The organism is Thauera sp. (genome assembly GCF_035444905.1).
Lineage (GTDB): Bacteria > Pseudomonadota > Gammaproteobacteria > Burkholderiales > Rhodocyclaceae > Thauera.
This window is the reverse complement of record NZ_DAOMPS010000002.1, coordinates 115,772-142,242: the sequence shown is the minus strand read 5'-3', so window position 1 is coordinate 142,242 and position 26,471 is coordinate 115,772. Positions and strand designations below refer to the sequence as shown.

28 protein-coding genes are annotated in these 26,471 nt (G+C 68.1%); 11 read left to right on the top strand and 17 right to left on the bottom strand.

Features of this window, described 5'->3' with window-relative positions:
* The first annotated feature begins 1 nt into the window (after nucleotide 1).
* From fliM to fliR, 6 genes are all read left to right on the top strand, one after another.
* Nucleotides 2-1,012, top strand: coding sequence for a flagellar motor switch protein FliM (gene fliM, locus PLC66_RS01900; protein WP_324537345.1), 1,011 nt, complete (start codon nucleotides 2-4; stop codon nucleotides 1,010-1,012).
* The gene (gene fliN / locus PLC66_RS01895) at nucleotides 1,005-1,475 is read left to right on the top strand and encodes a flagellar motor switch protein FliN (protein WP_324537343.1); all 471 of its coding nucleotides are present in this window, start codon (nucleotides 1,005-1,007) and stop codon (nucleotides 1,473-1,475) included. Before fliM ends, fliN begins: the two co-directional genes overlap by 8 nt.
* A gap of 8 nt (nucleotides 1,476-1,483) precedes the next feature.
* Nucleotides 1,484-1,960, top strand: a complete 477-nt coding sequence (gene fliO, locus PLC66_RS01890; RefSeq protein WP_324537341.1) for a flagellar biosynthetic protein FliO — start codon at nucleotides 1,484-1,486, stop codon at nucleotides 1,958-1,960.
* A 109-nt stretch (nucleotides 1,961-2,069) separates the two neighbouring features.
* A complete protein-coding gene (gene fliP, locus PLC66_RS01885; RefSeq protein ID WP_324537404.1) occupies nucleotides 2,070-2,762 on the top strand; it encodes a flagellar type III secretion system pore protein FliP in 693 nt (230 codons plus the stop codon).
* Nucleotides 2,763-2,786: 24 nt separating this feature from the next.
* Nucleotides 2,787-3,056: a flagellar biosynthesis protein FliQ gene (fliQ, locus tag PLC66_RS01880; RefSeq protein ID WP_324537339.1), complete on the top strand. Its 270-nt coding sequence runs from the start codon at nucleotides 2,787-2,789 to the stop codon at nucleotides 3,054-3,056.
* A gap of 28 nt (nucleotides 3,057-3,084) precedes the next feature.
* Nucleotides 3,085-3,891 carry a flagellar biosynthetic protein FliR gene (fliR, locus tag PLC66_RS01875; protein WP_324537337.1) on the top strand — a complete coding sequence of 269 codons (807 nt, stop codon included), beginning with the start codon at nucleotides 3,085-3,087 and terminating at the stop codon, nucleotides 3,889-3,891.
* 5 nt (nucleotides 3,892-3,896) lie between these two features.
* Here the strand turns inward: fliR and PLC66_RS01870 are convergent, their stop codons facing one another.
* The 12 genes from PLC66_RS01870 to flgB all read right to left on the bottom strand — a co-directional run bounded on the left by PLC66_RS01870 (nucleotide 3,897) and on the right by flgB (nucleotide 14,986).
* Nucleotides 3,897-4,397, bottom strand: a complete 501-nt coding sequence (locus tag PLC66_RS01870; protein WP_324537336.1) for a hypothetical protein — start codon at nucleotides 4,395-4,397, stop codon at nucleotides 3,897-3,899.
* Between the two features lie 4 nt (nucleotides 4,398-4,401).
* Nucleotides 4,402-5,325, bottom strand: a complete 924-nt coding sequence (gene flgL / locus PLC66_RS01865) for a flagellar hook-associated protein FlgL (RefSeq protein WP_324537402.1) — start codon at nucleotides 5,323-5,325, stop codon at nucleotides 4,402-4,404.
* A gap of 14 nt (nucleotides 5,326-5,339) precedes the next feature.
* Nucleotides 5,340-7,367 (bottom strand): flagellar hook-associated protein FlgK, encoded by a 2,028-nt coding sequence (gene flgK / locus PLC66_RS01860; protein ID WP_324537334.1) that lies wholly within the window; start codon nucleotides 7,365-7,367, stop codon nucleotides 5,340-5,342.
* Nucleotides 7,368-7,438: 71 nt separating this feature from the next.
* The gene (gene flgJ / locus PLC66_RS01855) at nucleotides 7,439-8,506 is read right to left on the bottom strand and encodes a flagellar assembly peptidoglycan hydrolase FlgJ (protein ID WP_324537332.1); all 1,068 of its coding nucleotides are present in this window, start codon (nucleotides 8,504-8,506) and stop codon (nucleotides 7,439-7,441) included.
* A 10-nt stretch (nucleotides 8,507-8,516) separates the two neighbouring features.
* The gene (locus PLC66_RS01850; RefSeq protein ID WP_324537330.1) at nucleotides 8,517-9,641 is read right to left on the bottom strand and encodes a flagellar basal body P-ring protein FlgI; all 1,125 of its coding nucleotides are present in this window, start codon (nucleotides 9,639-9,641) and stop codon (nucleotides 8,517-8,519) included.
* 10 nt (nucleotides 9,642-9,651) lie between these two features.
* Nucleotides 9,652-10,317, bottom strand: a complete 666-nt coding sequence (locus PLC66_RS01845) for a flagellar basal body L-ring protein FlgH (RefSeq protein ID WP_503012166.1) — start codon at nucleotides 10,315-10,317, stop codon at nucleotides 9,652-9,654.
* Between the two features lie 18 nt (nucleotides 10,318-10,335).
* Nucleotides 10,336-11,118 carry a flagellar basal-body rod protein FlgG gene (gene flgG / locus PLC66_RS01840; protein WP_324537326.1) on the bottom strand — a complete coding sequence of 261 codons (783 nt, stop codon included), beginning with the start codon at nucleotides 11,116-11,118 and terminating at the stop codon, nucleotides 10,336-10,338.
* A 176-nt stretch (nucleotides 11,119-11,294) separates the two neighbouring features.
* A complete protein-coding gene (flgF, locus tag PLC66_RS01835; RefSeq protein WP_324537324.1) occupies nucleotides 11,295-12,032 on the bottom strand; it encodes a flagellar basal-body rod protein FlgF in 738 nt (245 codons plus the stop codon).
* Between the two features lie 29 nt (nucleotides 12,033-12,061).
* A complete protein-coding gene (gene flgE / locus PLC66_RS01830; RefSeq protein ID WP_324537322.1) occupies nucleotides 12,062-13,456 on the bottom strand; it encodes a flagellar hook protein FlgE in 1,395 nt (464 codons plus the stop codon).
* Nucleotides 13,457-13,471: 15 nt separating this feature from the next.
* On the bottom strand, nucleotides 13,472-14,143 hold the full coding sequence (locus PLC66_RS01825; protein WP_324537320.1) for a flagellar hook assembly protein FlgD: 672 nt from the start codon (nucleotides 14,141-14,143) through the stop codon (nucleotides 13,472-13,474).
* Between the two features lie 22 nt (nucleotides 14,144-14,165).
* The gene (flgC, locus tag PLC66_RS01820; protein WP_324537318.1) at nucleotides 14,166-14,570 is read right to left on the bottom strand and encodes a flagellar basal body rod protein FlgC; all 405 of its coding nucleotides are present in this window, start codon (nucleotides 14,568-14,570) and stop codon (nucleotides 14,166-14,168) included.
* An 11-nt stretch (nucleotides 14,571-14,581) separates the two neighbouring features.
* Nucleotides 14,582-14,986 (bottom strand): flagellar basal body rod protein FlgB, encoded by a 405-nt coding sequence (flgB, locus tag PLC66_RS01815; protein ID WP_324537400.1) that lies wholly within the window; start codon nucleotides 14,984-14,986, stop codon nucleotides 14,582-14,584.
* Nucleotides 14,987-15,181: 195 nt separating this feature from the next.
* Here flgB and flgA point away from each other — a divergent pair, with 195 nt between their 5' ends.
* From flgA to parC, 5 genes are all read left to right on the top strand, one after another.
* Nucleotides 15,182-15,922, top strand: a complete 741-nt coding sequence (flgA, locus tag PLC66_RS01810; protein WP_324537316.1) for a flagellar basal body P-ring formation chaperone FlgA — start codon at nucleotides 15,182-15,184, stop codon at nucleotides 15,920-15,922.
* 111 nt (nucleotides 15,923-16,033) lie between these two features.
* Nucleotides 16,034-16,333 (top strand): flagellar biosynthesis anti-sigma factor FlgM, encoded by a 300-nt coding sequence (gene flgM, locus PLC66_RS01805; protein ID WP_324537314.1) that lies wholly within the window; start codon nucleotides 16,034-16,036, stop codon nucleotides 16,331-16,333.
* A gap of 19 nt (nucleotides 16,334-16,352) precedes the next feature.
* A complete protein-coding gene (locus PLC66_RS01800; protein ID WP_324537312.1) occupies nucleotides 16,353-16,844 on the top strand; it encodes a flagella synthesis protein FlgN in 492 nt (163 codons plus the stop codon).
* 80 nt (nucleotides 16,845-16,924) lie between these two features.
* Nucleotides 16,925-18,913 (top strand): DNA topoisomerase IV subunit B, encoded by a 1,989-nt coding sequence (locus tag PLC66_RS01795; protein ID WP_324537310.1) that lies wholly within the window; start codon nucleotides 16,925-16,927, stop codon nucleotides 18,911-18,913.
* 31 nt (nucleotides 18,914-18,944) lie between these two features.
* Nucleotides 18,945-21,389, top strand: coding sequence for a DNA topoisomerase IV subunit A (gene parC, locus PLC66_RS01790; protein WP_324537308.1), 2,445 nt, complete (start codon nucleotides 18,945-18,947; stop codon nucleotides 21,387-21,389).
* Between the two features lie 64 nt (nucleotides 21,390-21,453).
* Here the strand turns inward: parC and motD are convergent, their stop codons facing one another.
* From motD to flhF, 5 genes are all read right to left on the bottom strand, one after another.
* The gene (gene motD, locus PLC66_RS01785) at nucleotides 21,454-22,305 is read right to left on the bottom strand and encodes a flagellar motor protein MotD (RefSeq protein WP_324537306.1); all 852 of its coding nucleotides are present in this window, start codon (nucleotides 22,303-22,305) and stop codon (nucleotides 21,454-21,456) included.
* Nucleotides 22,306-22,344: 39 nt separating this feature from the next.
* The gene (locus tag PLC66_RS01780; protein WP_324537304.1) at nucleotides 22,345-23,085 is read right to left on the bottom strand and encodes a flagellar motor protein; all 741 of its coding nucleotides are present in this window, start codon (nucleotides 23,083-23,085) and stop codon (nucleotides 22,345-22,347) included.
* A 32-nt stretch (nucleotides 23,086-23,117) separates the two neighbouring features.
* On the bottom strand, nucleotides 23,118-23,888 hold the full coding sequence (locus tag PLC66_RS01775; protein WP_324537302.1) for an RNA polymerase sigma factor FliA: 771 nt from the start codon (nucleotides 23,886-23,888) through the stop codon (nucleotides 23,118-23,120).
* 125 nt (nucleotides 23,889-24,013) lie between these two features.
* Nucleotides 24,014-24,802, bottom strand: a complete 789-nt coding sequence (locus tag PLC66_RS01770; RefSeq protein WP_324537300.1) for a MinD/ParA family ATP-binding protein — start codon at nucleotides 24,800-24,802, stop codon at nucleotides 24,014-24,016.
* A 1-nt stretch (nucleotide 24,803) separates the two neighbouring features.
* On the bottom strand, nucleotides 24,804-26,327 hold the full coding sequence (gene flhF, locus PLC66_RS01765) for a flagellar biosynthesis GTPase FlhF (protein WP_324537298.1): 1,524 nt from the start codon (nucleotides 26,325-26,327) through the stop codon (nucleotides 24,804-24,806).
* Nucleotides 26,328-26,471: the final 144 nt, after the last annotated feature.

Genomic DNA, 26,471 nt, shown 5'->3' with positions numbered 1-26,471 from the left:
CATGGCCGCGGATTTTCTCTCCCAGGAAGAAGTTGACGCCCTGCTCCGCGGCGTCACCGGGGAGTCGGACGAACCCGTTGCGGACGAGGCCAGCACGGAGGGCATCCGGCCCTACAACCTGGCCACCCAGGAGCGCATCGTGCGTGGGCGCATGCCCACGATGGAGCTCATCAACGAGCGCTTCGCCCGCTACCTGCGCATCGGCCTGTTCAACTACATGCACCGCAACGCCGAGGTGTCGGTGGGGCCGATCAAGGTCCAGAAATACGCCGAGTTCGTGCGCAACCTGGTGGTGCCGACCAACCTCAACCTGGTGATCGGCAAGCCCCTGCGCGGCACCGGCCTGGTGGTGTTCGACCCCAACCTGGTGTTCCTGGTGGTCGACAACATGTTCGGCGGCGACGGGCGCTTCCACACCCGGGTCGAGGGCCGCGACTTCACCCCGACCGAGCAGCGCATCATCCAGGGCATGCTCGACGTGGTGTTCGCCGAATACGCCAAGGCCTGGGCGCCGGTGTTCAAGCTGCAGCTCGAGTACGTGCGCTCGGAGATGAACTCGCAGTTCGCCAACATCGCCACGCCGTCCGAGATCGTCGTCGCCACCAGTTTCTCGCTCGAGCTCGGCGGCGCGCAGGCCGACATGCACATCTGCTTCCCGTACTCGATGCTGGAACCGATCCGCGACCTGCTGTATTCGACGATGCAGAGCGACCATCTGACCTCGGACCGGCGCTGGATCAAGCTGCTGTCGCGCCAGTTGCAGACCGCCGAGGTCGAGCTCGCCTGCAACCTCGGCACGGCAAGGGTCACGCTGCGCGACATCGTCGACATGCAGGTGGGCGACGTGATCCCGCTTGCAGTGCCCGAGCTGCTGCAGGCCGAGGTCGATGGCGTGCCGGTCTTCGAGTGCCGCCAGGGCACCAAGAACGGCCGCTACGCAATCAAGGTGGAACGCTTCCTCGGCCCGGAGGAAACGGAATCCGCCACGCTTCCGGGAGGCCACAATGGCTGACGAAAACCAGATTACCGACGACGACTGGGCCGCCGCCATGCAGGAGCAGGCCTCGAGCGAGGCCGGGCTCGGCGATGCCGATGCCGACCGCGTCGCCGCCGAGCTCGCCGCCGCAGCGATGGGCGATTCGCCCTACCAGGCGCGCCCCGCCAGCCAGCTGTTCGAGGACTTCGGCGCCGCCGGCGGCAAGCCCGGCTCGCTCAACGACTTCGACATGATCCTCGACATCCCGGTGCAGATCACCGTGGAGCTGGGGCGCACGAAGCTGTCGATCCGCAACCTGCTTCAGCTCGCCCACGGCTCGGTGGTCGAGCTCGACGGCCTGGCCGGCGAGCCGATGGACGTGCTGGTCAACGGCACCCTGATCGCGCAGGGCGAGGTGGTGGTGGTCAATGACAAGTTCGGCATCCGCCTGACCGACATCATCACCCCGGCCGAGCGCATGCGAAAGATCCGCAACTGACCCGCCCGATGCCTTCGCTGCGCGCCGCCCTCCTGCTGCTGCTGACCCAGGCCCCGCTCGCCATCGCGCAGGCGCCGGCGAGCGCGCCCACGAGCGCGCCGATGCCCGGCGCGGGCACGCCCGACCTGGGTGGCAGCGTGGCGCAGATGCTGTTCGGCCTGGCGGTCGTCATCGGCCTGCTGTTCGCCTGCCTGTGGCTGATCCGCCGCCTGAGCGCGCCGCGCGGCGGCGGCGCGGCGATCAGGGTGCTGGGCGCGGCCGCGGTCGGCCCGCGCGAGCGCGTGGTGCTGGTCGAGCTCGGTGAACAGGTGCTGGTGTTGGGCGTCGCGCCCGGCAGCGTCAGCAAGCTGCACGAGATGAAGCGCAGCGAGCTGCCGCTGCCAAGCGCTGCGTCGGGGGCCGCGCTGCCGGGCGGCAAGGCCCCGGGTGGCAAGGCATTCTCCGGCTGGCTCAAGCAGGCGATGGACCGCCGCGATGCGCACTGATGCCCGCCAGCCCCCCTGTCGTCCCGGCCGTGGCCCAGCCGCGACGGCCCGCCCCGGCCCGGCCACCCTGCTGCGCCTGGGCGTGGCGCTGCTACTCGGCACGCTGCCCATGCTGGCGGTGGCCCAGGCCCTGCCCGCACTGACCACCACCGAGGCGCCCGGCGGCGGCACCACCTACAGCCTGACCATCCAGACGCTGTTGCTGATGACGCTGTTGAGCTTCATCCCGGCAATGGTGCTGATGATGACCAGCTTCACCCGCATCATCATCGTGTTCTCGCTGCTGCGTCAGGCGATGGGCACGCAGACGGCGCCCCCCAACCAGGTGCTGCTCGGGCTGGCGCTGTTCCTCACCTTCTTCATCATGGCGCCGGTGGCCGAGCGCGTGTATCAGGACGCCTACCTGCCCATGTCGCAGGGCGAGATCCAGTTCGACGAGGCCCTCGAGCGCGCCTCGGTGCCGGTCAAGACCTTCATGCTGGCGCAGGTGCGTGCGCCCGACCTCGAGCTCTTCGCCGGGCTGGCGCGCGTCGAGCCGGTCGACTCGGCCGACCAGTTGCCGATGCGGGTCATCATCCCGGCCTTCGTCACCTCCGAACTCAAGACCGCCTTCCAGATCGGCTTCATCGTCTTCATCCCCTTCATCATCATCGACATGGTCGTGGCCTCGGTGCTGATGTCGATGGGCATGATGATGATGTCGCCGGTGATCGTGTCGCTGCCGTTCAAGATCATGCTGTTCGTGCTGGTCGACGGCTGGACCCTGCTCGTCGGCTCGCTGGTGCAGAGCTTCGCGATCTGACCGGCACGCTCAAGGAGAACCCGCATGACTCCCACCGCCGTCATCGAACTCGGCCGCCAGGCCGTCGAAGTCACGCTGTTGGTGTCGGCGCCGCTGTTCATCGCCGCGCTGGCAACCGGCCTCATCATCAGCATCTTCCAGGCCGCCACCCAGATCAACGAGATGACGCTCTCCTTCGTGCCGAAGCTGGTGGCGATCTTCGTCACCCTGGTGCTGGCCGGGCCGTGGATGCTGACCCTGCTCACCGACTTCATGCGCCGGCTGATCGAGTCGATTCCGGCGATGATCGGTTAGCGCGCGGTCTGCGCGTCCCGCCTCGCCCATGCTCAACGTCACCGCTGCCCAGCTCGACGCCTGGCTCGCGGCGCTGATGTTTCCGCTCGGGCGCCTGCTCGGCCTGTTCTCGTCGGCGCCGGTGTTCTCCAACCGGGGCGTGTCGGTGCGGGTGCGGCTGGCGATCGGCCTCGGCGTCGCGATCGCGGTGCTCCCGGTGATGCCGCCGATGCCCCAGGTGCCGCCCGGCTCCGGGCTGGGCCTGGCGATCTTCGCCCAGCAGATCTTCATCGGCATCGCCATCGGCTTCATGATGCGCATCGTGTTCGCTGCGGTGGACATGGCGGGCTCGCTGATCGGCATGCAGATGGGCCTGTCCTTTGCGATCTTCTTCGACCCCGACGCCGGCGGCCAGACGGCGGTGCTGTCGGATTTCCTGAACCTGCTCGCCACCCTGCTCTTCCTCGCCATCAACGGCCACCTGCTGATGATCGAGCTGCTGGTGCGCAGCTTCGAATGGCTGCCGGTGGGGCTGGAGCCGGTCAGCGCACTGGGCTGGGCCTACATCGCGCGTGCTGGCGTCACCGTGTTTGCCGCCGGGCTGGTGCTGTCGATGCCGGTGATCGCGGTGCTGCTGGTGGCCAACATCGCGCTCGGCGTGCTGACCCGCGCGGCGCCGCAGCTCAACCTGTTTGCAGTGGGCTTTCCGGTCACGCTGACAGCGGGCTTCATCGGCGTGCTGCTGATCATGAGCAACTTCGGGCCGGTGTTGCAGGGCCTGTTCGAGCGCGGCTTCGACAGCATTGGCCTGCTGCTCGATGCGCTGGCGCCGCTGCCCGCCGCCCCCGCCGAATAGCCTGCTCAGAGCTCGGGAAAGATGCCCGAGCGCACCAGGCGGATCTCGCCGCTCGCGTAGCGGCGGGCGAAAGGCCGGGTCGATTCGACACCTTCCTCGAAGCGCAGCACATCGAAGCCGGCAAATCCGCCGCGCTCCACCACCTGGCGCGCATTGCGCAGGAACACCCGCCGCGCCTCGCCCTCGCCGCCGGTGGCAAGCGCCTTCATGCGCAGGTCCATGCGCAGGCGATCGCCGCCGATGTCGGCAACGTCGATGCGCCAGGTGGGCGCAAGTGGATCGTAGATCGCAAAGGCAACCAGCGCCCCGGCGATGTATTCGGGCTCGAACAGATCGAGTTCGCTCGCCATCAGGGCGAGGCCGATCGCACCGGCGAGCGGGCCGCTCAGGCGCAGCGACTCGGCCCCCGCCTGGCCGGCTTCGCCGCGCCCGCTGGCGCAGCCGGCGGCAGCGGTGGCAAGCGCTGCGGCCAGCAGCGCAGTCACGAGGGGGCGGGTGGCACGCATGCGCTCAGCTCAGGTAGTTGAACAGCGACAGCCCGGTGATGCGCAGGAAGGATTGCTGCGCGGCCTGCAGGAAGGTCTGCTGTTGGGTCAGGCGCGAGATGGCCTCGTTGAAATCGAGGTCCTGCAGGTTCGACAGCGTGGTGGCGTACTGCAGGTCGAGATCGCTGCCGATGAAGCCGAGCTGCTCGACCTCGACGAGCTGCGAGCCGATCTGGGCACGCACCGTGAGCACGCGGTCGAGGCTGGCATCGAGGCTGTCGAGCGCATCGCCGACGGCAGTACCGGGGTTGCTGCCGCGCTCGAGCGCATTGATGAACTCGCCCAGCGCAGCAAACACGCCGCCGTTCTCCGAACCGAACACCTGCGTGCCGCCAAAACTGACCGGCATCAGCCGCGAGGACGACACCTGCATGGTGCGCGTGCCCTGATCACCGTCGTAGCGCACCGAGTCGAAGGCGGCCGGGTTGGTGGGATCGGCAGTCAGCTTTGCAAACGGAGACGTGTTCGACTTGTAGCCGGCAAACAGATAGTCGCCATTGGCGTCACGGGTGTTGGCAATCGCCAGCATGGCGTCGAACTGTGCGCGCAGGTCGGTGGCGATCGACTGCCGGTCGCTCTGCGACAGCGCGGGGTTGCCTGCGGCGAGCACCCGCTCGCGCGCGTACTGGATGATCTCGCCCGCACCGACGAGTTGGCCCTCAACCAGCGTCAGCGCATCTTCCGCATAACCCTGGTTGGTGATGAACTGCTGGTTGACGCTGCGCGACTGGGTGACGTCGAGCGCGCGTGCGGAGGCGATCGGATCATCGGCCGGGGTGAGGATCTTGCGCCCGGTGGCGATCTGCTGCCCGGTGTACAGCAGTGCTGCCGACTGGCGCTGCAGGGCGCTCACGCCCTGGTCGTAGATCATGCTGGTCGATACACGCATCATGGACTCCTGCTTCAACGGGCGATCGACAGCAATTCGTCGAACAGGCGCTGCGCCACCGACATCACCCGCCCCGCGGCCTGGTAGGTTTGCTGGTAGCGCACCAGGTTCGCCGCCTCCTCGTCGAGGTTCACCCCCGACACGGAATCGCGCGCCGCCCGCGCCTGCTCGAACAGCGAGTTCTGCGTGCGCTCGCCCGACTGCGCCTCGCGCGTCTTGTTGCCGACCTTGCTGACAAGTTGAGCATAGGCGTTATTGAGCGTCGCGGTGGGCTGCGTGCTGCCGCCCGTCGGGCCCGCCGCATACAGCAGTTTCTCGGTCTGCAGCGCGCCGAGCAGCACGGCGTTGCGATTGTCGGCGACGCCGCCCGCGTTCGGGCTCAGCTGGATGCTGTCACTGCCAGCAACCGGGTCTACGGCAGGGACACCGGATAACTTGAATGTCACGCTCAAGCCGTTGGGACCGGTCAGGGTGAATTCGGTCCTGCCGCTATCCGTCGAGGGCGTGTAAGTCGCAGGCGCAAGGCTGTATCCGCTGCTCGCGGTGTTGAGCGTGAACACGCCGGCGTTCTCGGTGAGGGTGATCGCAGCAGCGCCGAAGTTCACCTCACCCGTGGGCGTGATCGCTGGAGGAACAGCAAGAGACATCCCGGTGCTGCTGCCCAGCGGATTCAGCGTGATCGCGAACGAGGAGCCGGTTGGCGAAACGATGCTGGCGGCGACCGGATTGGCGGCGGCGACCCTGCGCGGATCGATGTCTGCACTGACGCCAATGCTGCCGGCCGCGAACCGCGTCGGGTAGAGGAAGGCGCGTTCGCCCGCCACCAGGCTCAATCCGCTGATGATCAATCCGTCCTGTCTGAGTCCCTGGCTACCGTCGGGAAGGGTCTCGAGAGCGGGTCGGGTGGAGTTCCCGGTCGCAAGGTCGGTGAGGATGTATTCATTCGTGACCGCGTCGTACTGCAGCGAGTAGCTTGCCCCCGTCAGCTCGCCCAGCCGCTCGGCGTCGATGCTTACGGACGCCGCAGTGGGGGGCTGGACCACCACTGGCGCCAGACTGAAGAAATCCTTCCCCAGCACACCATTCAGGTCCATGCCGAGCTTGTGCTGGCTGTTGAACGCGGTCGCCAGCGTGGTGGCGATCAGTCCGAGGCTGCCCTGAACGGCCTCGAGCCCGTCCCGCCGGAAGGCGAGCAGACCGCCCAGGCTTCCGCCCGTGATCAGTTGCTCGGCGAGCGGTGTGACCACCCCACCCGCCCCGCGCATCCCGATCATCTGCCGGCCGTCCTCGTCGACTTGCTGGGTCTTGACCATTTCCTTGGCGCGGTTGCCCATCACCAGGGCCTGACCGGAACCAATGAAGACCGACATCGACCCGTCACGCTGGGGCAGCGCCGTGACCTTGACCAGCGTGTTGAGCTCGAAGATGGCCTGCTGGCGCTGGTCGAGCAGGTCGTTGGCGGCCGCGCCCCCGCCCGCTGCCTGCGACACGATGATGCGCTGGTTGAGCTCGGCGATCGCCGCCGCGTAGCTGTTGATGGTGCCGAGGTTGGCGGTGATCTCGTCCTCGACCCCCTGCCCCACCTCGGTGATGCGGGCGTCGATCGACTGGAAGCGGGCGACCAGCGATTCGGCCGACGAGATCAGGGCCTGGCGCGCGGCGATGTTGGTGGGGTTGGCCGATACGCTCTGCATGGCCGCGAAGAAGTTGTTCATCCCGGGGGTGAGCCCCACATCCGGGTCGGCCAGCAGATTGTCGACCTGCGAGATGAACTGGTTGTACACCGCGAACTCGGCACGCCGGTTATCCGCGCTCATCACCTGGTTCTCCAGCAACTGGCTGTAGGAGCGCGTGACGCTGGTGATGGAGGTGCCCTGGCCGAACAGAAGCCCGGCGCTGAGGGTCGGGGTGCGCGCCTCCTGCGTCAGGCCCTGGCGGTGAAAGCCCGGCGTCGCCGCGTTGGCGATGTTGTGACTGGTCGTGTTGAGGTAGGCCTGGGAGGCGTTGAGACCGGTCAGCCCGATGTTGAGCAAGGACGACATGATGAGTACCTGGTGCGCTGGTGTCAGGCTATCTCAGCAAGATTCCTGCCAGGCCCTGCCCGCCGCCGGCCTCAGCCGGCCAGCGCGAGCGCGCCACGCAAGGTGCTGCCGCCGATGATGCGGGTGAGCTTGTCGGCATACATCGGGTCGGTGGCGTAGCCGGCGTCCTGCAGGCTGCGGGCAAAGCCCGTCGGGTCGGTCTGCCCGAGCACGCCGGCGTAGCGCGGGCTGCGCGTCATCAGGTTGGCGTAGTCGCGGAAGGACTCGGCGTACGAGCCGTAGGCGCGGAAGCGGGACGGTTCGCTGTAGGCACGGCCATTGGCGTATTCGGTGACGGCAAGATCGACCGTGGGCCCGGTCCACGCCGCGCCGGCCTTGATGTTGAACAGGTTGTGGCTGGGCGTGCCGTCGGCATGGCGCAACTGCTTCTGCCCCCAGCCGGTCTCGAGCGCGGCCTGCGCCACCATGAACTGGGGCGGAATGCCCGTCTTGCGGCTGGCCTCGAGCGCATGCGGCCACACCTCGCTGACGAAGTCCCGCGCCTGCTGCGACACCGCGCCGCCGGCGTCGCGCGCGCTGCGCACCGCGGCCCTGAGCTTGTTCTCGAGGATCGCCCGCTCGAGGATCGAGCCGCCCTCGAAACCACCCGTGCCCAGCCCCGCGCCCATGCCCGGCACGCCATGGGCGGGCGGCAAGGCGGCAAGGGCGGCGGCACTTTCCGCCGCGCGTGCCGAGGCGGCAGGAATTGCCGCCCGGCGAATCACGTTGGCGATGTCGAAGCCCTCGCGCGCGCCGGGATTGCCGGCATCGAGGGCGTCGATCGCGGAAGCCGGGTCGGACGTGCCGCCGAGCTGGCGGAAGATGACCTCCGACAGGCCGGTGCCGCGCGACTGGGCCATGTTCAGCGCCATCTGCTGGTCGAGCAGGCTCTGGTACATCTTGGTCTGCTCGCTGTCCATCAGGCTGCTGGCCGGCGTGGCGTCGCGCATCGACTTCATGACCATCTGCAGGAACAGCGCCTCGAACTGCCTGGCCGCGGCGCGCAGGGCCTGGTCGGACCGACCGTCGGTGTGCGCCAGGCGCTTCAGGTCGCCGAGCGCGTTGGGGTCGAAGGCGTTGAGCTGGAATCCGGCATTCATCGCGAGGTCCTCAGATGACCTCCAGTTCGGCACGCAGCGCGCCGGCGGCCTTCATCGCCTGCAGGATGCTGACGAGATCCATCGGCTTGGCACCGAGCGCGTTCAGCGCCCTGACCACATCGGCAAGATTGGCGCCGCCGCGCACGTTGAACAGCGCGCCACCCTCCTGCGCGATGTCGACCTGGCCGGTCTGGGTGACGACCGTCTGCCCGCCGGAGAAGGGCGCGGGCTGGCTGACCTGGGCCTCCGTACTGACGGTGACGGTCAGGTTGCCGTGGGCCACCGCGACGTTCTGCAGCGTGACGCGCTGGTTCATCACCACCGAGCCGGTACGCGAATTGACGATCACTTTCGCGGCCTGCTGCACCGGCGTCACCTCGAGGTTCTCGAGCTGGCCGAGGAAGGCCACGCGCGCGCTCGAATCGAGCGGCGCGCGCACCTGGATGCTGCGTCCGTCCAGCGCCCGCGCCGCGCCCGGATAGGACAGATTGATGGCGTCGACCACGCGGCGCGCGGTGCCGAAATCCGTGTCCCTGAGCTCGAAGGTCACCGACTCGCCCTCGCCCAGCATGGCCGGCACCGCGCGCTCCACGGTCGCCCCACCGGGAATGCGGCCGGCGGACAGATGATTGATGACCAGGGACGCGCCACCGCCCTGCGCGCCGGCACCGCCAACGGCCATGTTGCCCTGGGCGATCGCATAGACCTGGCCGTCGGCGCCCTTGAGCGGCGTCATCACCAGGGTGCCGCCGCGCAGGCTCTTGGCGTTGCCGATCGAGGACACGGTGACGTCGATGGCCTGCCCCGGGCGCGCGAACGCCGGCAGCGTGGCCGTGACCATGACCGCGGCGACGTTCTTCAACTGCAGGTTGGTGCCGGGCGGCAGGGTCACGCCCATGTTGCCCAGCATATTGACGATGCTCTGCACGGTGAAGGGCGTCTGCGTGGTCTGGTCGCCCGAGCCGTCGAGGCCGACCACCAGGCCGTAGCCGACGAGCTGGTTGTCGCGCACGCCGGCGATCGACGCGAGGTCCTTGATGCGCTCGGGCGCGGCATCGGCCGCGGCGCTGAAGAAGATGCCCGCCGCCACGAAGGCGACCAGGGCACGCAGCAGCAGGGAATGGAGGGCTTTCATGCGGGCCTCCTCAGAAGGGCATGATGGCGACGAAGAAGCGTTGCAGCCAGCCCATGGTGTTGGACTCGTCGATGAAGCCGCTGCCGCGGTACTCGATGCGCGCATCGGCGACCTGGGTGGACTGCACCGTATTGGCCGCGGTGACGTTGTTGGGGTTGATCACCCCAGAGAAACGGATGAACTCGTTGCCCTGGTTGATCGCCAGCATCTTCTCGCCCGACACCAGCAGGTTGCCGTTGGGATAGACGTCGATGACGGTCACCGTGATCGTGCCGTTGAACACGTTGTTGGCCGCGGCCGCGCCCTTGCCGGAGAAGTCGGTGTCGGCTCCCGCCTCGACGTTAAGCCCGGCAAGCCCCCCCAGCGGCAGGCGCGAAATGCCGGTGATACCGCCGGTGACGCTCGAATTGCGCGCCGCGGTGGCATTGGCGCTTTTCTGCGCGGTGGTGCGTTCCACCAGGTTGATGGTGATGGTGTCGCCGACATGGCGCGCCCGGCGGTCCTCGAACAAGGGCCGCGCCACCGCCGTCTGGTAGATCGCGCCATTGGCGGGCCCGGCCTGGGTGCGCGCCTCGGGACGCGCCGTCATCGGCTGATGCACGGCGGTGGGCGGCGTCGGGTAAATCGAAGCGCAGCCCGACAGCAGCGCGAACAAGGCGACGGCGAGCAACTGCATCGGTCTCATCGCGCCCTCTCAGAGCTGGGTGAGCCGGCCAAGCATCTGGTCGGAAGTGGAGATGGCGCGCGAATTGAGCTCGTAGGCACGCTGAGTGACGATCATGCTGACCAGTTCTTCAGCGACGTTGACGTTGGAGGTCTCGACATAGCCCTGGTTGAGCACCCCCGCGCCATTGGTGCCGGGCTGGTTGGGCGTGGCGACGCCGCTGGAGGCGGTCTCGTAGAACAGGTTCTCGCCCGCGCTCTGCAGGCCGCCGGCATTGACGAAGGTCGCGAGCTGGATGGCGCCGATCTCGACCGGTGCCACCTGCCCCGCCTGCAGCACGCTGACCGTGCCGTCCTTGCCCACGGTTACGGTAAGGGTGTCGGCCGGCACGTTGATGTTGTCGGCGAGCGGATAGCCGCTGGCGGTGACGACGTTACCCTGGTTGTCGAGCTGGAAGGCGCCGTCGCGGGTGTAGGCCGTGGTGCCGTCGGGCATGGCGATCTGGAAGAAGCCGTTGCCCTGCACCGCGACGTCGAGCGAGCCGCCGGTCTGCTGCAGCGTACCCTGGGTGAAGATGCGCTCGGTGGCGACCGGCTTCACCCCGGTGCCGATCTGCAGGCCGCTGGAGATCTGGGTCTGCTGGGTCGACTGCGCGCCGGGCTGGCGGATCGTCTGGTACAGCAGGTCCTCGAAGATCGCCCGCTGGCGCTTGAAGCCATTGGTCGAGACGTTGGCGAGGTTGTTGGAGATCACGTCCAGCGAGGTCTGCTGGGCGTCGAGGCCGGTACGGGCCGTCCACAATGAGCGGATCATGATGAAATCCTCGGGTTTGCGTTGCCGCTGCGGCAGGATTTGCCGCCGCGCTGCACTTTCTTGCCGGCAAGCGCTTTGCCGCCGGGCTTTTCTCGATGGAATCAGTCTAGAGGAGCGCTGTCACCGACCATCCCGAGATAAGCAACGCAAAAACCGTGCTAATCGGCTGGCGGGCCTCAGCGGGCCGCCAGCACCTGGGCGGCAGCGCGGTCGTTCTGCTCGGCCGTGCTCAGCATGCGGGTCTGCATCTCGAACTGGCGGGCGAGCGAGATCATCTGCACCATCTGATCGACCACGTTGACGTTGCTGCCCTCGAGGTAGCCCCCGGCCACCCGCACGTTGGCGTCGGCGGGCGCCGGTGCCCCGCCCTGCAAGCGGAACAGGCCGTCGTCGCCGCGCAGCAGTTGATCCTCGGGCGGATTCACCAGCTTGAGCTGGGCAACGACATTGACCACGCCGGGCAGGTCCGGCTGGGAGGCGGAGATCGAGCCGTCGGCGCCGATGCTGATCTCGTTGTCGGGCGGAATCGCGATCGGTCCGCCAGCGCCCAGCACCGGCCTGCCGTCGCGCGTCTGCAGAATGCCGTTGGCGCTGACCTCGAGGCTGCCATTGCGGGTGTAGGCCTCGCTGCCGTCGGGCATCTGCACCACCAGCCAGCCCTTGCCCGCCAGGGCAACATCGTAGGGGCGACCGGAGAACTGCATCGGCCCCTCACGGAAGTCGTTGGCGACGCTGGCATCGACCACGAAGGCGCGGGTAGGCAGGGCCTCGGTCTGGACCTCGACCGCACGCAGCTTGTGCAGCTCGGCGCGAAAACCGGTGGAGGTGGCGTTGGCCAGGTTGTGCGCGACCGCCGCCTGCTGGTCCATGGTGCCCTTGGCGCCGGTCATCGCGGTGTAGATCAGGCGGTCCATCGCTGGCCTCTCGTGTCAGTGCTTCAGGCTCAGCGCAGGTTCACCAGGGTCTGCAGGATCTGGTCCTGCGCCCGGATGGATTGCGCGTTGGCCTGGTAGTTGCGCTGCTGGATGATCAGCTGCACCAGTTCCTGGGTGAGCTCGACGTTGGCGTCCTCGACCATGCCGGCGGAGATCACGCCTCCCACGCCCTCGCCGGGCCTGATCGGCGCGGTCAACCCCGATTCGAGCGTCGCTTCCCAGTAGTTGTTGCCGATCGAGTTCAGCGCGTTGGGATTGCGGAAGGTCTGGATCGCAAGCTGGGCCAGCGCGACGGTCTCGCCATTGGTATAGCGCCCGGTGATGACGCCGTCACGCCCGACCGACAAGCCGGCGAGTTCGCCTCCGGTAAAGCCGTTCTGGGTGAGTTCGCTCACGAGGTAGGAACCGCCAATCTGGCGCATGTCGGTGAAGTCGACATAGAAGCGGATCGGTTCGGCGTCTGGCGCGTATTCCGCAGGAACCTGCAGCAGGTTGGTCGCAGAGGGTCCCGCAACCGGCGTCTTGAGCACCCCTTTCTCATCAAACTCAAGATCCCAGATCACCGGGCTGCCAGCCACTGGGGGATTTGGGTTCCCCGTTGCAGGATCGATCCCCAAGGGGTACTGCCCATCCACACTGGTGAACACCTGCCATGCGTTGAGGTCGATCAAGGTCCCGGGAGCGGCCGGGGGCGGTGCCGCGCTAGGCGTCTTCTTGACGAAGTAGAAGGTCAGCTCATGCGACTTGCCCAGACTGTCGAAGGCTTCTATCGACGTCGAGTAGTTATAGGTTCGAGTATCCCGCCACGCCTCGTCATCGGGGCTGGTCTTCGGACTGGGGAAGGTGTAGCCGGGCCCGAGCAGCTGCGGAAAGGTCTCGGCCGGACTCAAGGCGTTCGCATCGAGATTGCCACCGATGTCTACACGACTGGTGGCCTGGGGCAAGGAGCCAATGATCGGGATCTGCAGTTCCTTCAGTCCGCCGACCGGCGTCGGCAACTGGCCAGACCCGGCGGGGCTCTGGAAGCCTTTGAGTCTCTCCCCCGTAGAGGTGATGATGAAGCCGTCCTTGTCGAGCTCGAACTGTCCGTTGCGGCTATAGACGTCCGGCCCATCCGAGCGGCCGACGATGAAGAAGCCATCGCCATTGATCGCCAGATCGAGCGGATTGTTGGTCGTGGTCAGGTTGCCCTGGGTGAAACTCTGGCGCACTGCGCCCAGGGTGCTGCCCACACCGACCTGCTTGCCGGACACCGAGCCGGTCAGGGATGCCGCATAGACGTCGGCGAACACGGCCGAGCCACTCTTGAAGCCCACCGTATTGGTGTTGGCGACGTTGTTCGAGATGATGTCGAGGGCTTTCGAGGCGACATTGAGGCCGCTCAAACCTTGCTGGAAAGACATGATCGGGGCTCCGGATCAGAGAATCTGCTTGATGTCGTCGAACTTGAAGATGCCGAGCGCGCCCACCTGGAAGTCGGTGCCTGCCGGGCCGCGGATGACGCTGGTGACCGGGCCGAACTCGAGCGTGCGGCCGGCGACCTTCTCGCCGCGCAGGGTCGCGTTGAGCTCGAGGGTGTAGATGCCGTCGGCCGCGCGCGATCCATCACTCGCCGTGCCATCCCAGACGAAATTCTGGCTGCCGGCATCGACGTCGGTCAGCTCCATCTGGCCAACCGTGAGGCCCGCCGCATCCTTGATCGACAGCACCACCTTGTCTGCTGGCCCGTCGAGCTCGAAACCACCGACCGCGCCCGACTCCGTCAGGCCCAGCCGCTTGCCCTCGACCAGCACGCCACGGCCGACCAGGGCCGCAGCCTGCATCGAGTCGTTGGCGTTCTGACTGTCGACAAAGGCGCTGAACATCGTGTTCAGGCGCTCGATGCCGTCCACCGTGCTCATCTGCGCGAGCTGGGAGGTGATCTCGGCGTTCTCCAGCGGATTCATCGGGTCCTGGTTGCGCAACTGCGTCGTCAGCAGCGTCAGGAACCGGGCCTGGCTGTTCTCGTCGTCCTTCTTGCCCACAGGCTCGCTACGGCCCAGGCCGGCCAGCACGTTCTGCGCAGTCTGGGTGTTCGATACGGTGCTCATCTCAGCTTCTCCTGCACGGCCCTTACTGGCCGATCTGCAAGGTACGCTGAAGCAAGGTCCGTGCCGTGTTCATCACCTCGGCGTTGTTCTGGTAGGAACGCGAGGCCGAGATCATGTTCACCATCTCTTCCACCACATTGACGTTGGGCATCTCGACATAGCCTTCGGCGTTGGCCGCGGGATTGCCGGGCTCGAACACCATGCGCATCGGTGCAGCGCTCTCGACCACACCGGTGACCTGCACACCCACGGCTGCCGGCCCCGCCACCGGACGCGCAGCGAACACGACCTGCTTGGCGCGGTAGGGCTGGCCATCTTCCGAGGTGACGCTGTCGGCGTTGGCGAGGTTGGATGCGGTGGTGTTGAGTCGCAGCGACTGGGCGTTGAGCGCCGAGCCGGCGATCTGGAAGACATTGAGCATGCTCATGAAGATTCTCCCTACTGGCCGGTGATCGCCGTGTTCATCGAACGCAGCATGCCGTTGATGAAGGTGACGCTGGCCTCGTAGTGCAAGGCGTTTTCGGCGAAGGCAGCGCGTTCGACGTCCATGTTCACCGTGTTGCCGTCGACCGCCGACTGGATCTCGCTTCGGTAGCCGGTCAGGCCCTCCAGTGCCAGGCCGCCCCCCGCGCCGATATGGCCCGGGCGCGGCGCGGCGAGCTCGATACGGCCGCGCGACTGCTGCAGCGCCCCCTGCAGCGCGGTGCGAAAATCGACATCGCGCGCCTTGTAGTTGGGGGTATCGGCGTTGGCGATGTTCGATGCCAGCAACTGCTGGCGATGCGCCTGCAAGTTGAGCGCCGTCTGGTGGAACTGGATCGACCGGTCGAACAGGGTGCTCATCGTGGTCTTCATCGCATGTACTCCTCGGGGCGGGCGATCGGTCACTCCGGTCGCAGTTTCCATGCCAGGCATGCTAGCCCCTCAAGCGCTGCCGGCTGGCGCCGATAAGCCGGGTAAAGACCGGCCAATTTCGCCGCCGCCTGCCGGCAAGGATTGCCGGTTGCCTGAATGACTGGCCCATGGTGCAATCCCCGCATGAAGCAGACTTCAATCCCCGCACGCCGCCTGCAGCCGCGCGCGCGCCGCGCCTGGCGGCCGATCGCGAGCGTTGTGGCGCTCGGTATCGCCGCCCTTTCACCGCTGGTTCAGGCGCAGCAGGCGCCGGCAGCGATCGAAGCGCGGGTGCAGGACTTCCTGCGCGGGCAGACTGCGGGACTGCCCGGCGAGGTCAGTATCGTCGTCAGCCCCTTCGACCCCAACAACCAGCTGCCGGCCTGCGCCGCGCTCGAACCCTTCCTGCCCGCCGGCACGCGGGCCTGGGGGCGCATCAGCGTTGGCGTGCGCTGCGACTCGCCGGTGGCATGGACGGCCTACCTGCAGGCACAGGTCTCGGTGGTGGCCGACTATCTGGTCGCCGCCCTGCCCCTGCGCGCCGGACAGATCCTCGGGCCCGCCGACCTCACCCTGCGTCGCGGCGACCTCAGCACCCTGCCCGACAACACCCTGACCGACCCCACTCAGGCAAGCGGCCACCACACCCGCTTCGCCATTGCCGCGGGCAGCCCGCTGCGCGGCGACATGCTGCGCATCCCGCATGCCGTCCGCCAGGGGCAGAACGTCCAGGTGGTGAGTGCGGGGCCGGGCTTTCGCGTATCGAGCGAAGGTCGCGCGATGAACAACGCCGCGCCGGGTGACAGCGTGCGCGTACGACTGTCCAACGGCCAGGTCGTCACGGGCATCGCTCAGGCCAGCGGCACGGTCGAGGTCGGATTCTGAGCACCCGGCGACGTTGCGGTCGACCGTGACCCGTTTCATGAATTAATTGCTAAAGTTTTGGCTGACCGGGCCGACAAGACCGTTAGAGTCATTCTGTATTGGAACTGCGCCATGAAAATCGAAAGCACGGGCAAGTCGCTTGCCCCCAGCGCCACGGCCGATGTGCGCCCGCGCAGCCCGGCCAGCAACAACGGTCCGGTTGCCAGCGCCAGCGACAAGGTTCAGTTGTCCTCCCTGTCCTCCAGCCTGCAAAAGGCGGAGACCGCCATCGCGCAGACGCCGGTGGTCGACAAGCAGCGGGTCGATGAGATCAAGCAGGCCATCGCCAACGGCGAGTTCAAGGTCGACGCCAATCGCATCGCCGACGGCCTGATCGCCAGTGTCCGCGAGATGCTGGCCGGCCAGCGCTGAACGCGATCGCAGCGGTGCCATGAACCACGCGCCGGTCTTGCCCACGCCCGCAGATCAGCAGCGGCTCGCGCTACTGATCGAGGCCGAGGCGATCCAGCTCAGGGAGTTCATCGCCCTGCTCGAGCGCGAGGAGTCGCTGCTGGTTGCCGGTGACATCGACGCCCTGCTGGCGCTGACCCAGGACAAGAACGAGCGTTATCGCCGCCTGCAGCGCCTGTCCGACGACCGCGCCCTGCTACTGGGACGGCTTGGTCGCACGCCATCGGACGCGGCGATCCGTGAAATCTGTGCCAAGCTGCCACGCGTGCTGGCGCGCTGGGAAGAAGTCATCGAGCTCGCGGGCAAGGCACGCGACCGCAACGACCTCAATGGCAAGCTCATCGTCGAGCGCATGGCGCACAACCAGGCGGCCCTCTCGGTGCTGCTGACGGCCGCCGATCAGCCGCCGCTCTATGACGCCGAAGGCCACAGCCGCCCCATCGGCGGCGGTCGCATGCTCGGCAGCGCCTGATCGATCATCAAGCTGAACATACATACAGCCCACCGCTCTGCTATCCTTGCGCCCTTCGTGACACCCAACGGGCACGCAGCATGGCTGGCAAGCAAGACACCCCCAAGCAGTACGACGAATCCTCCTTCCGCGTCCTGAAAGGACTCGAGCCGGTGCGCGAGCGCCCCGGCATGTACACCCGCACCGACAGCCCGGCGCACATCATCCAGGAAGTGATCGACAACGCCGCCGACGAGGCGCTCGCCGGCTTTGCGAAGAAGATCCACGTCACCCTGCACCTCGACGGCTCCATCACGGTTGCCGACGACGGTCGCGGCATCCCGGTCGGCCTGCACCCGGAAGAGGGCGTGCCGGTGGTGGTGCTGGCCTACACGCGGCTGCATGCCGGCGGCAAGTTCGACAAGCGCGAGGGCAACTCGGCCTACGCCTTCTCGGGCGGCCTGCACGGCGTCGGCGTGTCGGTGACCAATGCGCTGTCCACCCGCATCGAGGTGGAAGTGAAGCGCGACGGCAAGATCCACCGCATCGACTTTGCCGATGGCGGCGAGACCATCAGCCCCGTGCGCATCGAGGGCGACTGCGGCCGCCAGACCGGCACCCGGGTGCGGGTGTGGCCGGACGGCAAGTATTTCGAGTCGCCGCGCGTACCGATGAACGAGCTCGAGCGCCTGCTGCGCTCGAAGGCGGTGCTGCTGTCGGGCGTCAATGTGCGGCTCGACATCGAGCAGGCCAGCGGCCCGGTGCTGACCAAGACCTGGTCCTATCCCGAAGGCCTCGCCGGCTACCTGAAGGAGCTCGCCGGCGACGTCGACGCGGTGGCGCCGATCTTCACCGCCGAGAAATATGCCGGCAAGGACGACGCCAGCTTCGCCCCCGGCGAAGGCGCGGCCTGGGCGCTGGCCTGGTTCGAATCAACCGTGCCGAGCGAGTCCTACGTCAACCTGATCCCCACGGTGAACGGCGGCACCCACGAATCCGGCCTGCGCGCCGGCGTGTTCGAGGCGATGAAGTCCTTCATCGACCACCACACCCTGCTGCCGCGCGGCGTCAAGCTGCAGCAGGAGGATGTGTGCGGGCGCATGAGCTTCGTGCTGTCGGCGCGCCTGCTCGATCCGCAGTTCCAGGGCCAGGTGAAGGAGAAGCTCAACTCACGCGAGGCGGTCAAGCTCGTCTCCGGCCAGCTGCGCGACCCCTTCGAGATCTGGCTCAACAACCACGTCGAGGCCGGCCGCGCGATCGCCGAACTGTCGATCAAGCAGGCGCTCGCACGCCAGAAGAGCGCGCAGAAGGTCGAGAAGAAGAAGACCTCGGGCGTGGCCGTGCTGCCGGGCAAGCTGTCCGACTGCGAGTCCGAGGACATCGCCGACAACGAGCTCTTCCTGGTCGAGGGCGACTCGGCCGGCGGCTCGGCCAAGATGGCGCGCAACAAGGAGACCCAGGCCATCCTGCCGCTGCGCGGCAAGGTTCAGAACGCCTGGGAGATCGACCCCGACCGCCTGTTCGCCAACGCCGAGATCCACGACATCGCGGTGGCGCTGGGCGTGGACGCGCACACTGCCGACAGCGAGCCGGACCTCTCCGGCCTGCGCTACGGCAAGGTCGTCATCATGTCCGACGCCGATGTGGACGGCGCCCACATCCAGACCCTGCTGCTCACACTGTTCTTCCGCCACTTCCCCAAGCTGATCGAGCGCGGCCATGTGTATGTGGCGCAACCGCCGCTGTACCGCGTGGACGTGCCCGCGCAGGGCAAGAAGCGCCCGCCGCGCCGGCTCTACGCGCTCGACGAGGGCGAGCTCACGGCGATCCGCGACCGCCTGGAGAAGGAGGGCTTCAAGCCCGACGCGATCGAGATCGGCCGTTTCAAGGGCCTGGGCGAGATGAACCCCGACCAGCTGCGCGAGACCACCATGGACCCCGCCACCCGACGCGTGCTGCCGGTCAAGGTGCGCAGCGGCGCGCTCAAGGACACGCTGAAGATGTTCACCCTGCTGATGGGCAAGGGCGAGGCTTCCGGCCGACGCGCGTGGATGGAAGAAAAGGGCGACAGCGTCGAAGCCGACGTCTGAGCTTTCCCACCGGATTCAAGAACGCAGTGCAATGACGACCGAAACCCCAGATCTGTTCGACATGCCCGAACCCGCCGCGGGCTCGCCCAAGCCCGCTCAGGCTGCCCCCTCCATTGCGGGCGCGGCGACAACTGCCAGCCCGACCGCCCCGACGCAGGCGGGCGAGGATCTGCCCCCGCCCCCCGCCCCGCCCGCCGAACCCGAGCCCGAGGACGAGGACGACGGCACGCTGGCGCTCGACCGCTACGCCGAGCGCGCCTACCTCGCCTACGCGATGAGCGTGGTGAAGTCGCGCGCGCTGCCGCAGGTGGAGGACGGTCTCAAGCCCGTGCAGCGACGGATCCTGTTCGCGATGAACGAGATGCGGCTGTCGTCCACCTCCAAGCATGTGAAGTCGGCGCGCGTGGTCGGCGACGTGATCGGCAAGTACCACCCGCACGGCGACACCAGCGTCTACGACGCGATGGTGCGGGTGGCACAGGACTTCTCGCTGCGCTATCCGCTGGTCGATGGCCAGGGCAACTTCGGCTCGCGCGACGGCGACTCGGCGGCAGCGATGCGCTACACCGAATGCCGGCTGACGCCGATCGCCGAACTGCTGCTGGCCGAGATCGACCGCGGCACGGTGGACTTCATCCCCAACTACGACGGCGCCTTCGAGGAGCCGCAGCTGATGCCGGCGCGCCTGCCCTTCGTGCTGCTCAACGGCGCCTCGGGCATTGCGGTCGGCATGGCGACCGAGATCCCGCCGCACAACCTGCGCGAGGTGGCCGAGGCCACCTGCCACCTGATCCGCCACCCCGAGGCGACGCTCGAGGACGTGTTGGGCATCATTCCCGGCCCGGACTTCCCCGGCGGCGGCCAGCTCATCTCCACCCCCGAGACCATCCGCGACGCCTACGCATCGGGCCGCGGCAGCCTGCGCCTGCGCGCGCGCTGGAGGATCGAGGAGCTCGCCCGCGGCCAGTGGCGCGCGATCGTCGACGAACTGCCGCACGGCGTGTCCGCCGCGCAGGTGCTGTCCGAGATCGAGACGCTGACCAACCCGCAGCCGCGCGCGGGCAAGAAGGAAGTCTCGCAGGAGCAGAAGAACCTCAAGCAGCTCGTGCTCGGCGTGCTCGACACGGTGCGCGACGAGTCCAGCGACAAGGCGCCGGTGCGCATCGTGCTGGAGCCCAAGTCCAGCCGTCAGAACCGCGATGAGTTCATGGCGGTGCTGCTCGCCCACACCAGCCTGGAGACCTCGGCCTCGGTCAACATGACGATGATCGGGCGTGATGGCCGGCCGCAGCAGAAGAACCTGGTGCAGATCCTGCGCGAGTGGATCGACTTCCGTTTTGTTACCGTCGAGCGCCGCACCCGCCATCGCCTGGACGAGGTCGATCGCCGCATCCACATCCTCGAAGGCCGCATGATTGCCTTCCTGCACATCGAGGAGGTGATCCGCGTCATCCGCGAGTCGGACGAGCCCAAGCCCGCGCTGATCGCCGCCTTCGGCCTGTCCGAGACGCAGGCCGAGGACATCCTCGAGATCCGCCTGCGTCAGTTGGCCCGCCTCGAAGGCTTCAAGATCGAGAAGGAGCTCGCCGAACTGAAGGACGAGCGCGCCGGCCTGCAGCACCTCCTCGACAGCCGCGCGGCGATGACCAGGCTGATCCTGAAGGAGATCCAGGACGACGCCAAGAAATACGGCGACGACCGCCGCACGCTGGTCGAGGCCGTGGCGGCGGTCGCGCCGGCCGAGATCAGCGTGCCCGACGAGCCGATCACCGTGATCGTGTCGAAGAACGGCTGGGTGCGTTCGCGCCAGGGCCACGGCATCGACCCGGCCGGCATCACCTACAAGGCCGGCGACTTCGGCTTCGCGGTGATCGAGACGCGCACCACCTGGCCGCTGATCGTCATCGACACCAGTGGCCGCGCGTACACGGTGAGGGTGTCCGACCTGCCCGGCGGGCGCGGTGACGGCGCGCCGATCACCACCCTGGTGGAGTTCCAGGACGGCGGCAAGCTCGCCCAGGTCGTCACCGACACCCCCGATTCGGTCTACTTCTTCGCCAACAGCGGCGGTTACGGCTTCCTGTGCAGCGTGATGGATGCCAGCAGCCGCCAGCGCGCCGGCAAGGCTTTCATGAGCCTGGAAAAGGGCGAGAAGGTGCTGGCGCCGGCGAAGGCCTTCGGCGACTGGATCGCCGCGGCGTCCGAGAACGGCCGCCTGCTTGTCTTCCCGCGGCCGGAAATGAAGACCCAGAGCGGCGGCCGTGGCGTGATCGTGATGGCGCTCGACGAAGGCGAGAGCCTCGCTGCGGTCGCCGTCCCCGCCGATGATGCGGTGCTGACGGTGGAAGGCACGGGCCGCGGCGGCAAGGCGGTGACGATCGAGCTCAAACCCGCCCAGCGCGAGCCGCTGCGCCACCGCCGCGCACGCAAGGGCGCGCCACTCACCCCCAGGGTGAAGCCCGAGCGCATGCGCTGACGCCCTGCGCGTCCGTGGGCGCGCAGGCTGCGCCTGCAGGTCGCTGCGGGAACGCCGCGCCTCCTCAATCTTCTGCTGAAGCCGGGGGCGGAGGAGGCAGGATGGAGCGGATCGGATCGTCCGCCGGGATGGAGGTCGGCCCAGCTGGCGTGGCGTCCGTGGCGCGCGACTCGATCAGGATGGTGACGCGCCGGTTGCGCCCCCGCCCCTCCTCGCTGGCGTTGTCCGCCACCGGGCGTTGGTCTGCATAGCCCGCAGCCGTGAGGCGATCGGCGCGCACACCGTTGTCGATGAAAAGGCGCGCCACGGTCGATGCCCGCACCGCCGACAGCTCCCAGTTCGACGGGAAGCGGAAGGTGCTGATCGGCAGGGCGTCGGTATGCCCCTCGACCGTAATCGGGAACTCGGCCGGCGCGAGCACCTGGGCCACCGCCTGCAGGGCGGCCACCGCGGGCGGGCCGAGGCTGGCCTCGCCCGGCGAGAACAACAGGCTGGCATTGATCTCGACGCTGACCCCGAACGCGCCCTCGGTGACATTGACCTGCCCCGCCTGCGTCAGCGGCGACAGCACGCGCCGGATCTCGTCGGCCATGCTGCGCATGCGCTGCGCGGTCGCGCGCCGCCGCGACTCTGCCTCTTCATCGACGGCAGGCGTCGCCGGCGGGCTGATCGGCCGCGGTGGCGTCACCACCGTGACCGGAGGCAGCACGATCTGCTCGCCGCTGTCGTTGATCGTCACGTTGCGAAAGGCCTGCACCAGCGAGTCGGACAGCACGCGGTACTTGCCCTCGTTGATCGAGGACAGGGAGTACATCACGACGAAGAAGGCGAACAGCAGCGTGATGAAGTCGGCATAGGACACGAGCCAGCGCTCCTGGTTGTCGTGTTCCTCGTCGAGCTTGCGCCTGCGCCGCATGATCTGCCCTTTCCTGGTCTGTCGCGCGTCTGCCTGCGCTCAGACCACGTAACCCTGCATGCGGCTGGCGATGATGCGCGGATTGTCGCCGTTGGCGATGCCCACCAGCCCATCGACGAACATCTCGCGCTGCGTGGTCAGGGTAATGATGTGGGCGGCGAGCTTCTTCGCAATCGGCAGGAAGACGAGGTTGGCAAAGCCGACACCGTAGATCGTGGCGACGAAGGCGACGGCGATGCCGGCGCCGAGCCGCGACGGGTCGGACAGGTTCTCCATGACATGGATGAGGCCCATCACCGCGCCCAGGATGCCGATCGTCGGCGCATAGCCGCCTGCGGCTTCCCAGATCCGCGCCGACTGGCGCATCTGGTTCTCCCACACGCCGATCTCCACCTCCAGCACCTCGCGCAGTCGGTTGGGCTCGACGCCGTCGACGAGCAACTGCAGTCCCTTGCGCATGAAGGGATCGGGCAGCGCGTCGATCTGGTTCTCCAGCGTCAGCAGGCCTTCCTTGCGCGCCACATGGCTCCAGCTCTCGACCTGGTCGATGAGACCCTGAGGGCTCATCGCCGGCGGCACGAACACCCAGCGCGCCATGCGCATTCCATCGACGAAGGTACGCAGCGGGCTCTGCAGCATCACCGCCCCCAGCGTCCCTCCCACGACGATCAGGAAGGCCGTGGGCTGCACCAGCGAGGAGATGTGGCCACCTTCGAGCACCTGACCGATGACGATGGCCGCGATGCCCAGGGTGAGGCCGACGAGGCTGATCTTATCCATGACGAGCGCCTGGCGCGGGCCTTGCCTTCATGTCAGTTGGGCGCCGGATTCTTGGGCGGGCGGCCGCGCCGGCGCGCCGGCGGCACCACCGTGCCGCCCTCGAACAGGCCGGCACGCAGGCGCGCCACCGCCTGGCTGTGCAGTTGGCACACGCGTGACTCGGTGACGCCCAGCACCTCGCCGATCTCGCGCAGGTTGAGTTCCTCGTCGTAGTACAGGGCCATCACCATCTGCTCGCGTTCGGGCAGGGAGCCGATCGCGGTCACCAGGCGCCGGCGCATGTCGGCGTCTTCGAGCAGGTCGAGCGGGTTCGCGCCCTCCTGCACCAGATGGCGCTCGAGATAGTCGTCGTCCTCGTCGCGGTTGAAATCTTCGAGATAGACGAGCTGGTGGCCGCGCGCCTCGTGCAGCATGTGCTGGTACTCCTCCAGCGCCACGCCGAGCGCCTCGGCGAGCTCGGTCTCCGAGGGCTGACGGCCGAAGCGCTGCTCGAGGGCGTGGATCGCCGCCTCGATGCGACGCATGTCGCGGCGCAGGCTGCGTGGCAGCCAGTCGTTCTCGCGCAGGCCGTCGAGCATCGCACCGCGGATGCGCTGCACCGCGTACGTCTCGAACTGCGCGCCCAAGCCCTCCTCGTACCGACCGAGGGCATCGAGCAGGCCCATCAATCCGTTCTGGATGAGGTCATCCACGTCCACGCTGGCCGGCAGCCTGGACATGAGCTGAAAGGCGATGCGCTTGACCAGCGGGGCGTAGGCTTCAACGAGGTTGCTCTTGTCGAGCGTGCCGTTCGCGTCATACATCCATTCGACCTGTATCTTCTGGCGACGCGAGCCGCTGCTCGCGCTGGCTCCGGGAATCGGAGTGCGCGATTTTCCCGCACCGGGGCCGGGATTACCAGCGGGATAATTCACGCCCGTGTCACGACTCATGGGCGCGGCGCCGGTGGCACGCGGGCGATGGCATCGATTCGCCGCATGAAGGCGGCGCCCACATCGCGCCCGGCGGACTGCAGCGGCTGCTGCAGGGCGCTGGCGATGTCGTCGCGCTCGAGCTCGCCCAGCCAGGCCAGTGGTACGCCGACATGGCGGCGCACGAGGGCCTCCAGGCTGGCGAAGAAGGCCTGCGCGTCGGCCCGCCCGCGCGCCCGGCACACGGCGACATGGACCGAGCCCGCCCCGGCCGCAGCCAGCCCCTTGATCGTCCGGTAGGCTTCGGTCGCGCCGCTCGCGCTGGCTTCGGCAAGCACCAGCCGACGTGGCGCCGCATGGACGAACGGCGACGGCTGGGCCGCGCCCTCGCGGGCGCTGTGGATCAGCACGAAACCGGCGTGCCTGTGCAGGATGCGCAAGGCCTCGACCAGGCAGGCGCGGCGGGCCTCGTCGAGCAGGGGCAAGGCGAGCGCGGCGGCGGCGGCCGGTACCCGGCCGAGCAGCCCCGGCGCCGGCTGCAGCACGCTGGCAAGCGTGGTGTGGCCGTCGAGCAGTTGCAGCAGATCCACCCCAGTGCCAACGCCCAGCGCCTCACCCAGCGCCTCGTCGCCCTGCGCTTCATCGAGGATCAGCACACGCTCGGCGCGACCGGCGAGGCGGTGGGCGGCGAGCACGGCGTTGCGACCGCGATGACGGCCGCAGGCATACAGCGCCACCACCAGCGGCGGCGCCCGGCGGAACAGGCGCCGCAGGCCTGCGGCCTGGTCTTCGCGTCCGTCGAGCATGTCAGGCTCCCGCGCCGGCCGCGGCCAGCAACATGCCCGCCTCGTCGCCATTCAGGTGCCAGGGCGACTCGCCCGCGTGCTCGCGCAGCGCGCGATGCAGCAGGTAGGCACGATTGGGCAGGTGCAGGTCCTCGGGCACGCGCTGGCCGTTGGTCAGGTAGCGGATGTCGAGGGCATGGCGCACGGCGACATCGAGCGCGGGCGCCAGGGCGGCGGCCTCGTCCACCTTGGTGAAGATGCAGCCGGCCAGATCCTGCCCGGCGTAGGCGCGCACCACGTCGTCGAGGGTGTCACCGCGTGCAGTGGCGTTGAGCAGCAGCAGGCGGCGCACGTCACCGGCGCCGGCGAGCATCGCGGCCTGCTCGCCGACCAGGCGGTCGCGCTGGCTCATGCCCATCGTGTCGATCAGCACCATGTGCTTGTTGCGCAGGCCGGCAAGGGTCTGGCGCAGGTCGGCGGCGTCGCGCACCGAGAACACCGGCACACCGAGGATGCGGCCATAGATGCGCAGCTGCTCCTGGGCGCCGATGCGGTAGCCGTCGGTGGTGATCAGCGCGAGCTTGCCCGCCCCGTGGCGCACCACGCAGCGCGCGGCGAGCTTGGCGGTGGTGGTGGTCTTGCCCACACCGGTGGGCCCGACCAGCGCATACACGCCGCCGCGGTCGAGCAGGTCCTCGTCCGAGGCGCAGGCGAGCATCATGCGGTCGAGTGCACTGCCCACCGCCTCGCGCGCCTCGGTGCGACTTGCGTCCTCGGCCACCGCCTCGGCGAGCTTGCGCGCGACCAGTGCGGAAAATCCCGCCTCGAGCAGTTCGCCCAGCATCGCCGCCCGTGCCGGTGCGTGGCGGCGGGTCTCGCCCCAGGCGAAGCCGGCGAGCTGGCGCTCGATCATGCCGCGAATACCCGATAGCTCGGCCATCAGGCGGGCATTGGTCTCCTGCAGCTCGCGCATGCGCGCGCTGCCGAACTCGTCGACGGCCGCGGCGGGATTCGCGCGCCCCGAGAACACCGCCGGCCCACCGACCCCCATGGGCTCGCGGCGTGTGCCCGAGGCTGCCGTGCGCAGTTCGGCGTCGCGACCGCGCATCGCATAGTCGGCGGTCTCGATGCGCGGCGGGTTGAAGGGACGCACCACCGGCCCAGGCGCAGCGGCAGCGGCGGCCGGACGCGCCAAGTTGCGCGCCGCGCTCGCCGCCAGCGCCGACAGGCTGACCTGGAAGTCGCTGTCGCCGGCGCCCGTCGTCGTCCGCCCGGCGGCGAAGGCATCCGCCACCGCCGCCTGCGACATCGGCCCTGCGGCTTCAGGGCGCGGCGCCGTCGGCGCGGCCTGGCCGCCCGCCCGCGCGTTGACAGCTGCGCGGTTGGCGGCCTGCAACGCACCCACCGCCTCACCCGGCAGGGCGAGGATCTCCACCCCGCCCTCGACCGCACGGTTCGACAGCACGATCGCATCGGGACCGAGCGCTTCCTTGAGCGCACGAAGCGCTTCGCGGGCGGTGGGGGCAAAGTAGCGTTTGACGTTCATGGCGATTCTCCCGGCGGTCACGATCGACCACTGCTTGATGGGAATTATCGCCACCGGCCGTCAATTGCCTGGGGCCGAATAACGTGCCTTTACCCCGCCTATTCACCCCTTGTGCTGCGACCGAACGCCCTCCCCGCTGCCCCC